This window comes from Bordetella genomosp. 9 (assembly GCF_002261425.1).
Lineage (GTDB): Bacteria > Pseudomonadota > Gammaproteobacteria > Burkholderiales > Burkholderiaceae_B > Bordetella_C.
This window is the reverse complement of the sequence record NZ_NEVJ01000002.1, coordinates 1,138,446-1,152,558: the sequence shown is the minus strand read 5'-3', so window position 1 is coordinate 1,152,558 and position 14,113 is coordinate 1,138,446. Positions and strand designations below refer to the sequence as shown.

Here is a 14,113-nt window from a genome sequence, read left to right as displayed (position 1 = left end):
ATATGCTGCAGGAAGAACGCATCGCCCGCATCCAGGCCTTGCTCGGCGCCTTCGAGCGCGTCAGTACGGAGCGGCTCGCGCGCGAACTGTCGGTGTCGCGCGAGACGGTGCGGCGCGACGTCCTCGAACTGGAAGCGCAGGGCGCGCTGCGGCGGGTCCATGGCGGCGTGGTCACGACGGCGGCGCATGCCGAGCCGCCCTACGCGCAGCGCCAGCACCTGCGAGCGCGCGAAAAGCGCGCCATCGCCCGCGCCGTGCTGCCGATGCTGGCGCCGGGACAGGTGATCCTGCTGGATGCCGGAACGACCACCGGCTACCTGGCCGAAGCATTGCGCGGGATGTCCGGGCTGACCGTGGTGACGAATTCCCTGGGCATCGCCATGACCCTGGCGCGCCGCGACGATTCCAGCGAATCGCCGCGCCATGAAGTCATCCTGCTGGGCGGCACGCCGCACGGCGACGTGCCGGCAACCTATGGCAGCGGCACGATCAACGAGATCGGACGCTACCACGCGGACCTGGCCTTGCTGTCGCCGGTAGGGCTCAGCGCCACGCACGGCGCGACCAGTTACGCCCCCCACGAAGCGGAAGTCGCGCAAGCGATGGCCGAGCAGGCCCGGGAGCGCGTGCTGCTTGCCGACTACAGCAAGGTCGGACTGGTCAGCCGCGTGCGCTATGCCAAGCCGCAGGAAGTCAGCCGCATCGTCACCAACCCGCATGAGGGCGACGGCATCGAAGACGAACTGCAGCGCTGGCGCCGCGCCGGCGTGGACGTGGTACTGGCCTGAGCCGCGCTTTCCTGCGTCTCCGCATAGAACGGCGCGGCGTCTTCCGCGGTGTGGGCGGCAGCGGGCTCAGGCCGCTTCGGCCAGTGTGTGAAAAATCTCGTCTTCCTGCACGCAATGCAGGCGCACGATCGCGTCGAGTCCGTACAGCAGGCGCTGGAATTCCCGCAGCGATTCCGGATCGGGGCCTTCGGGCGGTATATCCGCGATCATCTTGCCCAGTACCGCGATGACGCGAAAGATTTCCCTGTGCGTGGTGCTCATCGCGGCCATCGGGTCATCACCGCCGAGCAGATCGCCCAGGCGGGGATAGATTTCCGTATCGTCGCGACGCTCGTGAGGCAGCAGGTCCCGCGCGAGCGCGGCGTGCAGGTCTTTCAGTGCGCTGGCGATCTCGGTCTTCGGCATCGCCGGCAGTCCATCGGCCAGTTCACGTATCCGCGCCATCAAGGGTTCGAGCGCGGCATGGCCCGCCATCAGGCCGGCCGCATCCGCCGGCGCAAGCCGGGCCTGCGCCGGCGGCGCGACGACGAGGACCCGCAGCGCGTTGACGATCACGGCGACGTCGATCGCTTCCTGAAGGATGGCGCCCCACATCGGCGGCAGATAGCCGGCGGCGGCCACGCCCATCGCGACGACGGACAGGCCCATACCCGCCAGCACGCTCTGCAGGGCGATGCGGCGCGCGCGGCGCGCCACCCGCATGGCGTCGACGATGCGGTCCAGGCGGTCGACCAGCAGTACGACGTCCGCGGCCTCGGAAGACGCCGCCGCACCCCGGGCGCCCATGGCTATGCCCACGTCGGCCGCGGCGAGCGCAGGGGCGTCGTTCACGCCATCGCCCACCATCACCACGATGCCCTGCTTGCGGGCAGCCGCGATGGCGGCCAGCTTGTCCGCCGGAGTCTGCTCGGCGCGCACATCCGTCACGCCGAGGATCGCGCCCAGGGTCTGGGCCACGTCGCGCCGATCGCCGGTCAGCATCACCAGTTGGCGGATGCCTTGCTGGCGCAGCATGCGCAGGGTGCGCGGCGTTTCCAGGCGTATCTCATCGGCGAGCTGGATCGCGCCCATCATCTTTCCGCCGGCCGCCACGAAAACGGCCGCCGCACCCTCGTAGCCGATGCGCCTCAGGAACTCGGTGCTCCAGGGCTCGGCGGGCGCGGCCTCGCGCACATAGGCGAACGACCCCATGGTGACGCGCTGGCCATCGATTTCGCCTTCCACGCCGGCGCCGGCGCGCTCGCGCACGTGCAGGGGTTGCGCCAGCTGCACGCCGCGTTCGCGCGCCGCCACGGTGATGGACGCGGATACGACGTGGCCGGACGCCTGCCCGAGCGAGGCCGCCAGCCGCAGGACGGCCTGCGTCGAGACGCCAGGCGCGGGTTCGATGGCCACCAGCCTGGCGTTGCCTCCCGTCAGCGTGCCGGTCTTGTCGAAGAACAGGATGGTCGCGGCGCCCAGGCGCTCCAACGCCCCGCCGCCCTTGACCAGCACGCCCCGCCTGGCGCAGCGGGAGATCCCGGAAACGATGGCCACCGGCACCGCCAGTATCAGCGGACAGGGCGTCGCCACCACCAGCACGCCGAGCGCCCGCAACGGGTCGCCCGTCAGCAACCAGCTTCCCCCGGCGATCAGCAGCGACCCGATCACGAAAACCAGCGCATAGCGATCGGCCAGGCGCGCGGACGGGCTGCGCTGGCCTCGCGCTTCCCGCACCATGCGGACGATACCGGCGAACGTGCTGTCGCGGGCCGCGGCCGCGGCCCGCATTTCGAACGGCGCGCCGGCATTGACCGCGCCGCTGCGCACGAACTCCCCGGGCTGGCGCACCAGCACGCGCGATTCCCCCGACAACGAGGACTCGTCCAGCTGTGCCTGCCCCGCCAGGGTGCCGTCCACCGGCACGACGTCGCCGGCCCGCACGAGCAGGCGATCGCCGCTACGAATGGCATCGGGATCCGCCTGGCGCCATTCCCCCGATTCGAAGCGGGTCGCCGCGCGCGGCACGTGTTGCAACAGCGCCGTCATTTCGCGTTCGGCGCGCTGCTCGGCGTAGCGCTCGAGCGCCCGCCCGCCGGCCACCATCAATGCGATGATCGCCGCGGTGGGCGACTCGCCCAATGCCACGGCCATCGCGATCGCGATCCAGGCAAGCACATCGACGCCCGGCTGCCGTCGCATCAAGGCCTTGACGATGGATAGGGACAGCGCCAGCAGGACAGGCGCCACGCCCGCCAGCCATAGCACCTGCGCCGCCAGCGGACGGCCAGCGGCCCAGCACAGCCCACCCGCGGCGAGCGTGGCGGCGGAAAGAATCAGCAACCAGGTATCGATAGCGCGCATGGATGGCGGGAGATGGCTTAGACCGTGGATGCGACCGTCGCGAACACGTCGTCGACATGGACCAGCAACTCGCGAACCTGGCGCAGGGTCGTGTATTGATGCAGCACGGGGGCCCAGGCAGGTAAGGCCAGGAGCGCCTGCCAGACCGGTTCGAGCATGTCGGAGCTTGCCCGGGAATCTTCCGCGCAATGCGCGGCATATGCAAGGCTGGCGGGGGCCGACAGGAGCTGCATCCGGCTGGCCGCGCCGAGCGGGCGTGTTTGCGCTTCCTGGGATGCGTCGCAACAATAGAGTACCGATGAGCGCAGGGCCGCATCGTCGGTGCACGACATGCGCAGCGCGCGCAGCGACGCGCCGGATACGGGAACGCTGCCGCCGCGCGTCTGGAAGTGGTAGACCAGGCTGGCGTCGGCGCCGGCAAGCAGGCGCAGGCCGCGCAACAGTCTTTGCAGATCCGTGGTCGCGGCGTCCAGCGACGCCTTTGCTTCGACCAGCAGGCAAACGTCCCAGGGGGCCCCGGCGCTGCCGAGGTCCGCGCCGATCTCCGGCGGCGCCCCGCTCCGACGCAGCAGGACGACGTCCCATTCCGTCTTGGCACGATCGGCACCGGCGGACAGGGGCGCCGGCACCCGCATGGACATCGCCACCCGATACGCCGTCTGGCCGCCCTGCCCGGCCTCATCCCCGGCTACATTAAGTTCGAGCCGCCGGGCCAACGCTTCGATGGCGCGTGCTGCCTGGGCTTCCACCTCGGCGCCGCGCCGCTGCGACGCCGATCCGCGCGCCACGGCCGCGGCGCTGCCGGACCGGGGACCGTTCAGGTCCCACAGCGCCTGATACCGGCGCACGTCGCCATCGGCCACCAGGGTGTCCAGCAGGTCCAGGCGCGCCAGCGCCGGACTCGCCGTCAGGCCGGCCAGCGCGCTTGCGATGGCGGCATCGCCGAGGATGTCGGGTATCTCCAGCGCACGCCGCGCCGCCTGGCGCAGGTGTCCCCAGGCCGACGCTTCCGCCAACGCGTGCAGGCGCCCCAGCGCATCGTGCACGGGACCCGGTGATCGTCGCGCCTGCTTTCCGGGATGCGCGACGCCGTTCACCAAGGCGCGCACTTCGCGGCGATCCCGCTCCGCATGCGCCGCCAGCGACGCATATTCGCGCACGCGCGGTGTGCGATGGCGCAGCACCATGGCCTGGAAGATCGGGTCGCCGGCACGCTCGCGCATGGCCTCGTGGATAAGCCGGGCCAGGGCATTCAAGAACCCGGCCTTCAGCGCCGCAGTGGGCGTTCCACCGTGCGACAGGGTCGCACGCACCCGCTCCAGCACCCGTGCGAGCACGGTGCCGGCGTCCGCATCCCCGGGCGGCGAACCTTCGGGCAGCGGCGGGAGCAGATAACGACGCGGCACCTCGCTTAACAAACGCGCCAGTTGTGTCTTTGACATGGATCAACCCGCCATCGTCCACACGCAAATAGAATCGGCAGCCCATTCTATAACCACGCAAGACCGGCACTACCGCTGCCACGCCTTCGCCCACGACAGACAACAATGCGCCTGAACCTGCCGGTCACCGAGAACGAATTTCCCTTTCCCACGGGACACACCCTGGTTTCGAAAACGGACACCAAGGGACGAATCGTCTACTGCAACGCGATGTTCGCCGAGGTCAGCGGCTACGCCAAGGAGGAGTTGCTCGGCAAGCCGCACAACATCATCCGCCACCCCGACATGCCGGAAGAGGCGTTTCGCGACATGTGGGCGACGATCGCTTCGGGACGGCCGTGGTCGGCCGCGGTGAAGAACCGCCGCAAGAACGGCGATTACTACTGGGTGATGGCCAATGCCACGCCGTTGATGGAAGACGGCGTTCCCGTCGGATATATGTCGGTGCGCACGGAGGCCAGCGAGGCGCAGATAGAGGACGCGGAAGCGCTGTACGCCACCATGCGCCAGGAGGCCAAGGCCGGGCGCCGGCTACACGCCTTGTCCAAGGGCCGTCCCGTACGACGCAATCTGCGGGGACGTCTGGGCACGGCCCTGCAGCTCGGCCTTGCCGGCCAGTTGATGCTGTTCTTCATCGCGGTACTGGCGGCGTTCCTGGCCATCGACCGTTTCCTGCCCTCCGACTCCGCCATCGTGCACACGGCCGCCTGGCTGCTGCGGCTGGCCCTGCTGGCGGTGACCTGGCACTTCCTGCGCACCCGCCTGGTCGCGCCCTTGAACGACGTGGTGCTGGCGGCGAACCGCCTGGCGGCCGGCGACCTGACCCAATCGGCGGCACCCACGCGCGACGATGAAGTGGGCGGGCTGCAGGCGGCGCTGGGACAGCTGCGCATCAACGTCGGGTCCATCGTCCGCGACGCGCGCGACCAGAGCCGCGACATCGTGGCGCGCGCCGTCGAGCTGACGCGCGGCAATCTGCACCTGTCCGAGCGTACCGAGGCGCAGGCCGGCAACGTGCAGCAGACGGCGGCGTCGATGGAGGAAATCACCACCACCGTCAGCCTGGCGGCGGCGGCGTCCAATGACGTCAGCCGGCTGTCCGCGGGCACGCGGCTGATCGCCCGCCAGGGCACGGAAGCCGTCGATCAGGTCAGCGCGACCATGCGGTCGATCGCCGAGTCTTCCGACCGCATCAATGAGATCACGCGCATCATCGACAGCATTGCCTTCCAGACCAACATCCTGGCATTGAATGCGTCCGTGGAAGCGGCGCGGGCGGGCGAACAGGGCCGCGGCTTCGCCGTGGTCGCCGGTGAAGTGCGCGCGCTGGCCCAGCGCAGCGGCCATGCGGCCAAGGAAATCAGGCACCTGATCGAGGATTCGGCGCTGAAGGTGGTGGAAGGCAATGCGCGAACGGCCGCCGCGCGCAAGACCATGAGCGAAGTGCTCAACGGCGTCGAGGAAGTGAATACGCTGGTGGAAGGCATCAGCAGCGCCGCCAACGAACAGCTCAACGGCATCTCGCAGGCCAACGCGGCGATCGGCGAGCTGGACGGCATTACCCGCCAGAATGCATCCCTGGTGGAGCAGGTGGCCGCCGCCGCCGTGTCGCTGGAAAGGCTGGCGCGCGATACGGACGAAACGATGCGGCTGTTCCGCATGGAAGGCGTATCGAAACAGGCCGGTCCCGCCGCCGGCCGCGATGAGGCCGGCCATGCCGGCCTGTCCCTGTCCCAGGCGTAGCGGACGCCAGCTGGCGCCCGGCGCTACAGGTTGTCCGCCAGCCAATCCGCGATGATGTTCGCGCCGACCTGGCGGTTGTCTTCCTGGCAGTGTTCGCTGCCGCCTTCGTAGGCGGTCAGCACCCGCAGCGTCTTGTTCGGGGCGCCGACGGCGTCATACAGGCGCTGGGCGAACTCCACCGGGACGATGGTGTCGTTCTCGCCGTGCAGGCAGAAGAACGGACACACCAGCTCCGGCGCGACGTCCTTCAGGCGGTAGTCTTCCAGCTTCTTCATGCAGGCGTCCATGTCGGGCTTGCCCAGTACCCAGGGCAGCTGGAAGCCGGGCGCGGACAATTTCGTTCCGCCCGACTCCATGATGCGGCGGCGCCGCGTCCAGGACTCGTGATAATCGAAGTGCCCGCCCCAGGCGACGCAGGCCGCGAAGCGATGATCCTTGGCCGCCGCGCGCGGCGCGTAGTAGCCGCCCATGGAAAAGCCCATCACGGCGACGCGGCTGGGGTCCACCTCGGGACGCGCCGCGACCCAGTCGTAGGCCGCGCCCGCGGGAACCTCGTAGTCGTAGCGGCTGGGTATGCCCTGCAGCCGCAGGGCCTCGCCCTGCCCCGGACCGTCGATCGCGAGCACGTGGATGCCCCGCTTGGCGATCTCGATGCCGCCGAACAGCACGCTCATTTCCTTGGCGTTGTCCAGGCCGTCGAACATCACCACGGTGGGCGCCGGGCCGTCGACGTCCGCGCGCAGCCACCAGGCGGGCAGCGTGGTGTCTTCATACGGGACTTCGGCGCGGGTGATCTGCGGAAAACGCCGTTCCAGCCCCTTGGCGAAGCAACGCAGGCAGTCGCGATAGGTCTCCCATTTGCGTTCCGATGGCGCGATGAAACGCTCGCCGCAGAAGTAATAGATGGCCGCGCGCAGGTAATAGGCGCCCGAGGTCAGCCGGTGGCCCTTGCCTTCTTCCTGGTCGCCGAAGCCTTCGATGCGGCGGGCCATGTCGACCCATTCCTTCCACCACAGCTCGTTGTCGCCTTCGTGGCCCTTCAGCTTCTGGCCGATCTGGTCGATCTCGCTGATCGAGGCCGCGCCCCAGCCGGCCATCTCGATGCCGAACATCATGCCCTGCGACCACATATGGTTGCTGGGGAAGTACTCGAACCAATGACTCATTGCTTTCTCCAACTACCCGGGGAAGAACGACAGCGTGTTCTGGTCGATGCCGAAGACGTCCGCCAGCCAGTCCAGCATCAGCTCCTGCCCCAGCGTGGGGTTGTCGTGCTGGCAATGCTCGGCGCCGGTTTCCTCTTCGCTTGTCAGCTTCAGCGTGGCCTTGACGCCATGCGCGGTGGCGTAGTCGTGCACCTTCCTGACCGCTTCCACGCCCAGTACATCGTGGCCCCCGTGGATGATCAGGTAGGGGCATTTCATGTGCTCGAGCACGCCTTCCAGCGTGAAGGGGCGAGCGATCTCGGTGGCTTCGGCCATGTCCCGGGCGCCGAACACCCACTTGATGTGGCCGGCCAGGCCGTGGTTGTCGTCGCGCGCCTTCCAGCGTTCGTGGATATCCCAGATGGCGCCGTGCGAGATGCAGGCCGCCAGCCGGGAATCCATGGACGCGGCGCGCGCCGAGTAATAGCCGCCCAGGCTGGAGCCGCTGACCGCGATGCGGCTGGTGTCGACGTCAGGCCGCGCCGACAGCCAGTCTATGCAACGGCCGATCGGCACTTCGTAATCGTGGCGGGTGACCAAGCCATGCCGGCGCAGCGCGCCGCCCTGCCCCGGACCGTCCACCATCAGCACCGACATGCCCCGCTGCACCGCGCCACGGCCCGTCATGAACCATAGCTCATCCTTGTAGGAATCCAGCCCGCCCACCGATATCAGCACCGGCTGGCGCGGCCCGCCATTGGCCGAGCGCACGAAGTACGCCGGCAGGGTCTTGCCGCCTTCGTAGGGGATTTCCACGATCTCGCCCGGCGGGTCCATGCGCGTGAAGGCGTTGGCGGACGCGCGCTCGGCCTGCGTGAAGGCATCCAGGCGGCGCGGATCGTCGGGCGTGAGCCAGAACTCCGCCTCACGGTAATAGTTCGCGGCGCGCAGCCAGCAGTTCATGGCCGTGCGCACGTGTCCCGCCGCCAGGGCCTCGTCGCCCCGGCGCGCATTGCGGTCGGCGATATGGCGCCAGGCGGTGTACCAGGTTTCGAAATCGCCGGCGGTGATGTGGGTGGCCGCCTGGAAGACTTCGCTGACGGCGCCGCCGCCTTCCTGCGTCTCGCCCAGGCCGCGCCGGAACTGATACGACATCCAGAAGTCGTCGGGCCAATGGTGCCAGCCGAACGGCTCGTATTTGGGGGAAGGACGTTCCGGTGCGGTCATGCTGCGCTTCTCCTTTTTGCTGGCGGCGCCGCGGCCGCGGCGCCGCTCGTGCGGCGGTTCACTTCTTCTTTTCCAGGCCCAGGTTGCCGATGGTGCCGCCCCACTTCGCGTAGTCGTCCTGCCAGACCTTGGCGAACTGCGCGGGCGTACCGGTCGCCGCATCCAGCCCGAGCCGTTGCGCCTGCACCTGGACCTGTGGATCGCTCACCGCCTTGTTCAAGGCCTTGTTGACCTTGGCCACGACGTCGGCCGGCGTGCCGGCGGGCGCGAACAGCCCGAACCAGCCCAGCGCCTCGTAACCCGGGACGCTTTCGCCGAAGGTGGGAATGTTCGGGGCGTTGGGCGCCCGACTGCGTCCGGTGACGCCCAGCGCGATCAGGCGGCCGTCCTGGACATAGGGGTAGAGGCCGGAATAGCCGAACACGGTCAACTCGACGCGACCGGACATCAGGTCCGACATGATCTGCGTGCTGCCCTTGTAGGGGATATTGGTGAAGTCGAAGCCGGCCTTCTCCTTGAGCAGCTCCATCGATAGATGGGGAAAGCCGCCTTCGCCGTTGGTGCCGACGCGCACGCGTCCGGGGTTCGCCTTCGAATAGGCGATGAGCTCGGGCAAGGTCTTGGCCGGGAAATCGGGCTTGGCCACCAGCATCATGTAATTGGTGTAGGCCAGCGCGACCGGCGTCAGCGCCTTGCGCACGTCGATGGGCCAATCGTTGGTGAGCGGCGCCACGACGACCGCGCCCATCTGCCCCATGACCAGCGTGTAGCCATCGGGCTCGGCGCGCGCGGCCAGCTGCAGGCCGATCAGGCCGGAGGCGCCGGGATGGTTCTCGACGACGACGGACTGGCCGAGCTCCTGCGACATATCGTTGCCGACCAGCCGGGTAATGACGTCGGCGAGATCGCCGGGCGGATACGGCACGATGATGCGTATCGGACGTTCCGGGTATTCCGCGGCGTGGCTGGCGGGCATTGCGACGGCCAGCGCGAGGGCAAGCGTGGCCCCGGCCCAGGCAAAGATCCTGTTCATGTGACGATCCCCTGTGATAGGCGAGCCACTCGCTCTTGTGCACCCCGTGGGTGGCCTTGCGTCGATATTGGAACCGGTGGATAGGCCCGTCAACTTTTCCGCCGCTTTTTCCCACTTAGTAAAACTACGCGTTTTCGCCGCGCCGCGGCCTCACTCGTTTGGTGCGGAGCGGCGCACCACAAGCGCGCGATGAGGCCACGCAGGCACCGCTATCGCGCGCGCCATCCACCGTTGTGGAGCACGTCGCGCAGTGAGCCAAAAAACTTGTTTGTGGCTCGCGTGGCGCGTGATATTTTTCTTCCCAGTATCTGGAAATTTGTATGACGTCCTGGATGAACGCCACCGGCGGTTTATACACACCATGCAAAACCGAGCCTCGCCGGCCAGTACCGTGGGCCGCGCCGTCGACCTGCTGCGCCTGATCGCCAGCAGCCCCTCGCAGCACCTGCGCCTGATCGATCTGGCGCAACGCGCGGACATGGAGAAATCCACCGCGCATCGCCTGCTGCAGCGGCTGGTCAGCGAGCGCATGCTGGTACGCGTGCCAGGCCAGCGCGGCTATCGGCTGGGCCCGCTGATCTACGAGCTGGGGCTGTGCGCCCTGCCCGAGAACAATCTGCGCGAGACCAGCCATCCGCATCTGCGGCGCCTGGCCGAGCAGACCGGCGACATGGCCTTCCTGGTGGTGCGCAGCGGCTTCGAGACCGTGTGCCTGGACCGCATCGCCGGCAACTTCCACATCCAGACGCTGACGTCCGGCGTGGGCGACCGCCATCCCCTGGGCATCGGCGTCGGCGGCCTGGCCATCCTGGCCGCGATGAGCGACGCGGAAATCGATATCGCGCTGCAGGCCATCCAGGACAAGCTGAACCGCTACCCGAACTTCAGCGTGGCGTCCTTGCGCGACGCCATCCGGCGCACGCGCGAAACCGGCTATGCGCTGGACGACGGCGTGGCGGCGACCGGCGTCAGCGCCATCGGCATGGACATCAAGCAGCCCGGCGGCATGCCGGCGGCGGCGGTCTTCGTCACCACGATCACGCAGCGCATGGATCCGACGCGCCGCGCACTGCTGAGCAAGCATCTGTCGGCCTGCATCCAGGGGGTGCAGGCCGACATGGCCAGGCTCAACCGCTATTGCGCAGACCCGCCGCGATCCCGTTGATGGAGATGTGGATGCCGGTCTTGACCACGGCGTCGCCCCGTCCTTCGCGATAGCGCTGCATCAGCTCCACCTGCACGTGGTGCAAGGGATCCAGGTAGGGAAAGCGGTGGCTGATGGAGCGCGCCAGCACCGGATTGTTCGCCAGCCGGCCGTCTTCGCCGGTGATGCGCGACAGCGCCTGCGCGGTACGCTGCCACTCGGCTTCGATGACTGGAAAAATGCGATCGCGCAGGGCATGGTCGTCGACGAGTTCGGCATAGCGCGCGGCCAGCGCCAGATCGGACTTGGCCAGCACCATGTCGAGATTGGACAGGAGCGTGCGAAAGAACGGCCAGTCGCGATACATCGCGCGCAGCTGCGGCCAGGCGTCCTCGCCGCGGGCGCCGGCTTCGTCCGCATAGGCCTGGACCGCGGAACCGAAGCCGAACCAGCCCGGCAGGGTCAGCCGGCACTGGCCCCAGCTGAAGCCCCAGGGAATCGCGCGCAGGTCCTCGATGCGCTGGCCCCCGCTGCGCGACGCCGGGCGCGAACCGATGTTCAGCTCGGCGATTTCGCGGATGGGCGTGGAGCCGAAGAAATAGTCGCGGAAGCCCGGCGTTTCGTAGACCAGCGCCCGATAGGCCCGCATGCTGGCGTCCGACAGGGCAGCCGCGGCGTCCAGATGGGCCCGCGGCGCCTGCTGCTGCGTCTGCAACAGCGTGGATTCCAGCGTGGCGGCGACCAGGGTTTCCAGGTTGCGCCGGCCGATGTCCGGGTTGGTGTACTTGGAGGCGATGACTTCGCCCTGTTCGGTCAGCCGCAGTTGCCCGCGCACGGTGCCGGGCGGCTGCGCCAGGATGGCCTGGTAGCTGGGACCGCCCCCGCGGCCGACGGTGCCGCCGCGGCCATGGAACATGCGCAGCTTGATCGGGGCGCGCGCGGCGAACTCGTCGAACAGCGCGGCCAGCGCGATGCCGGCGCGATACAGCTCCCAGTTGCTGGTGAAGATGCCGCCATCCTTGTTGCTGTCCGAGTAGCCCAGCATGATGTCCTGCTCGGCGCCGCTGCGGCGCACCAGGTCGAACACCCCCGGCAAGGCATAGAAGCCGCGCATGATGTTGGTGGCGTTGCGCAGGTCTTCGATGGTCTCGAACAGCGGCACGACGATCAGATCGGCGCGCGCGTCCTCGCTCAGCAGGCCATGCAGCAGGCCGGATTCCTTCTGCAGCAGAAGCACTTCCAGCAGATCGCTGACGGTCTCGGTATGGCTGATGATGTAGTGGCGGATCGCATGGTGGCCATAGCGTTCGCGCATGAGGCGCGCGGCTTCGAAGATGGCGAGCTCGCCGCGCGCCAGGTCGGTGTACGCGGCACCCGGCACGCGTAGCGGGCGGGGATCGTCCAGTTGGCGCAGCAGCAGTTCCACCCTGCCCTGTTCGTCCAGGCCGGCGTAGTCGGCATGCGCGCGCGCCGTCGCCAGCAGCTCGGCGACGACGGCCTCGTGCTTGTCGGAGCTTTGGCGCAGGTCGACGGTGGCCAGGTGGAAACCGAAGACGCTCGCCGCCCGCATCAGCGGACGCAGCCGCTGCTCGCCCAGCGCCCCGGCATGATGGCTGTGCAGGGAACGATCGATGATCGCCAGGTCTTCCAGGAATTCCTCGGCGCGCGCGTAAGGCGGCTGCGGCGCCACGGGATGCGGCGCGGCTTCGACGCCGGTCAGCGCCTGCAGCGTCGCCGCCAGCCGCGCATAGATGCCGGACAGCGCCTTGCGATAGGGTTCGTCGCGCCGATGCGCGCTCTGGTCGGGCGAGCGGTCGGCCAGGGCCAGCAGTTCGGGCGCCACGTCCACCAGATAGCTGGACATGGACAGCTCGCCGCCCAGCTGGTGCGTTTCGGCCAGGTAGTGGCGCAGCGCGATCTCCGCCTGGCGCTTCAAGGCATAGGCCAGGGTGTCGGCCGATACGTTGGGATTGCCGTCGCGGTCGCCGCCTATCCACTGGCCCATGCGCAGGAAACTGGCGACGGGCTGGTCCGGCATCTCCTGCTCGAGGCTGGCGTACAGGCGCGGGATTTCGCGCAGGAAGGTGGACTGGTAGTAGCTGAGGGCGTTTTCGATTTCGTCGGCGACGGTCAGGCGCGACATGCGCAGCAGGCGCGTGCTCCAGAGCTGGACGATGCGGCCGCGCAGCTGGGCCGCGTTGCCATCCAGCTCGCGGGCGAGCACCCGGTCGCCGGCCCCGGGCTTGCCCGGCCCCGATCCATCCTCCCCACCCGCGCCGTCCACGCCGTCCGCGCCGTGGTCTTTGCGTGGCGCGCGTGCGCGGATGTCATCGCGCTCCGACAGCAGCTGGGCGATCGCACGCTGCGCGTCCAGGATGCTTTTGCGCTGTACTTCGGTGGGATGCGCGGTCAGCACGGGCGACACGTGGCTTTCCCGCAGGGTCAGCGCGATGCGGTCGGCGCCGATGCCGGCATTGCGCAGCCGCGCCATCGTGGCCTCCAGGCTGCCTTCCTGCACGTCGCCCCGGCGTTCGCGCGCCAGGCGGCGGCGGATGTAATGGCGGTCTTCCGCCAGATTGGCCAGCAGGCTGAAATAAGTGAAGGCGCGCACCACGCAGACCAGCATGATCGCGGGCTGGGATTGCAGCAGGTGCTTGAGCGCCTGGTCAGCCTGTTCGTCGTCGTCGCGGCGATAGGCGACCGCCAGTTGGCGGACCTGCTCGACCAGGTTGTAGGCCGCTTCCCCTTCCTGCTCGCGGATGACGTCGCCGAGCAGGCGGCCCAGCAGGCGGATATCGTCGGCGAGCGGCTGGTCGGCGGGCGCGCCCTGGGCGGTATCGTCGTGATCCGCGCTCATGCCGCGATCTCCGATATCTCGATCAGGTTCAGGTCCGGGTCGCGCACGTAGACGGACCGGATGCGCGACACCGCGCCGGTGCGCATGACCGGCCCTTCCTCGATGTCTATCCGGTGCTCGCGCAGGCGCGTGATGACGTCATCCAGCGGCACGGCGGCGATAAAGCACAGGTCCAGCGCGCCCGGGACGGGCAGATGGGCCTTGGGCTCGTACTCGCGCCCCCTGACGTGCAGATTGATCTTCTGGCTGCCGAAGACGAAGGCCTTGCGTCCTTCGCCGAAGGTTTCCAGGCGCATGCCCAGGACGTCGACGTAGAAACGCACGCAGGCGGCCTCGTCGATGGTCGTCAGGACCAGGTGATCCAGGTGGTCGATCAATTGCGGGCCTCCTC

The 14,113-nt window shown here is 68.6% G+C and carries 10 protein-coding genes; 3 read left to right on the top strand and 7 right to left on the bottom strand.

Features of this window, described 5'->3' with window-relative positions; translation table 11 throughout:
* The first annotated feature begins 2 nt into the window (after positions 1-2).
* Positions 3-788, top strand: a complete 786-nt coding sequence (locus CAL26_RS11265; protein ID WP_094846932.1) for a DeoR/GlpR family DNA-binding transcription regulator — start codon at positions 3-5, stop codon at positions 786-788.
* Positions 789-854: 66 nt separating this feature from the next.
* Here the strand turns inward: CAL26_RS11265 and CAL26_RS11260 are convergent, their stop codons facing one another.
* Together CAL26_RS11260 and CAL26_RS11255 are read right to left on the bottom strand one after the other, a co-directional pair.
* On the bottom strand, positions 855-3,131 hold the full coding sequence (locus CAL26_RS11260) for a heavy metal translocating P-type ATPase (RefSeq protein WP_094846931.1): 2,277 nt from the start codon (positions 3,129-3,131) through the stop codon (positions 855-857).
* Positions 3,132-3,148: 17 nt separating this feature from the next.
* On the bottom strand, positions 3,149-4,573 hold the full coding sequence (locus CAL26_RS11255; RefSeq protein WP_094846930.1) for a hypothetical protein: 1,425 nt from the start codon (positions 4,571-4,573) through the stop codon (positions 3,149-3,151).
* A 105-nt stretch (positions 4,574-4,678) separates the two neighbouring features.
* On the opposite strand from CAL26_RS11255, the gene CAL26_RS11250 reads away from it, so the two are divergent.
* Positions 4,679-6,316, top strand: a complete 1,638-nt coding sequence (locus tag CAL26_RS11250; RefSeq protein ID WP_094846929.1) for a methyl-accepting chemotaxis protein — start codon at positions 4,679-4,681, stop codon at positions 6,314-6,316.
* A 23-nt stretch (positions 6,317-6,339) separates the two neighbouring features.
* Here CAL26_RS11250 and CAL26_RS11245 read toward each other — a convergent pair whose 3' ends face one another.
* Genes CAL26_RS11245 through CAL26_RS11235 form a run of 3 tightly spaced genes read right to left on the bottom strand, consistent with a single transcriptional unit; the run spans position 6,340 to position 9,721 of the window.
* Entirely contained in the window at positions 6,340-7,482 is a 1,143-nt protein-coding gene (locus CAL26_RS11245; protein WP_094846928.1) for an alpha/beta hydrolase family protein, read from the bottom strand.
* A 12-nt stretch (positions 7,483-7,494) separates the two neighbouring features.
* Positions 7,495-8,688: an alpha/beta hydrolase family protein gene (locus CAL26_RS11240; protein ID WP_179283325.1), complete on the bottom strand. Its 1,194-nt coding sequence runs from the start codon at positions 8,686-8,688 to the stop codon at positions 7,495-7,497.
* A 58-nt stretch (positions 8,689-8,746) separates the two neighbouring features.
* On the bottom strand, positions 8,747-9,721 hold the full coding sequence (locus CAL26_RS11235) for a Bug family tripartite tricarboxylate transporter substrate binding protein (protein ID WP_094846926.1): 975 nt from the start codon (positions 9,719-9,721) through the stop codon (positions 8,747-8,749).
* A gap of 361 nt (positions 9,722-10,082) precedes the next feature.
* On the opposite strand from CAL26_RS11235, the gene CAL26_RS11230 reads away from it, so the two are divergent.
* On the top strand, positions 10,083-10,886 hold the full coding sequence (locus tag CAL26_RS11230; RefSeq protein ID WP_143277408.1) for an IclR family transcriptional regulator: 804 nt from the start codon (positions 10,083-10,085) through the stop codon (positions 10,884-10,886).
* Here the strand turns inward: CAL26_RS11230 and ppc are convergent.
* Together ppc and CAL26_RS11220 are read right to left on the bottom strand one after the other, a co-directional pair.
* Positions 10,849-13,722 (bottom strand): phosphoenolpyruvate carboxylase, encoded by a 2,874-nt coding sequence (gene ppc / locus CAL26_RS11225; protein ID WP_094846924.1) that lies wholly within the window; start codon positions 13,720-13,722, stop codon positions 10,849-10,851. The two genes, CAL26_RS11230 and ppc, sit on opposite strands and share 38 nt — an antisense overlap.
* Positions 13,719-14,099, bottom strand: a complete 381-nt coding sequence (locus CAL26_RS11220; protein WP_094846923.1) for a VOC family protein — start codon at positions 14,097-14,099, stop codon at positions 13,719-13,721. Before CAL26_RS11220 ends, ppc begins: the two co-directional genes overlap by 4 nt.
* Positions 14,100-14,113: the final 14 nt, after the last annotated feature.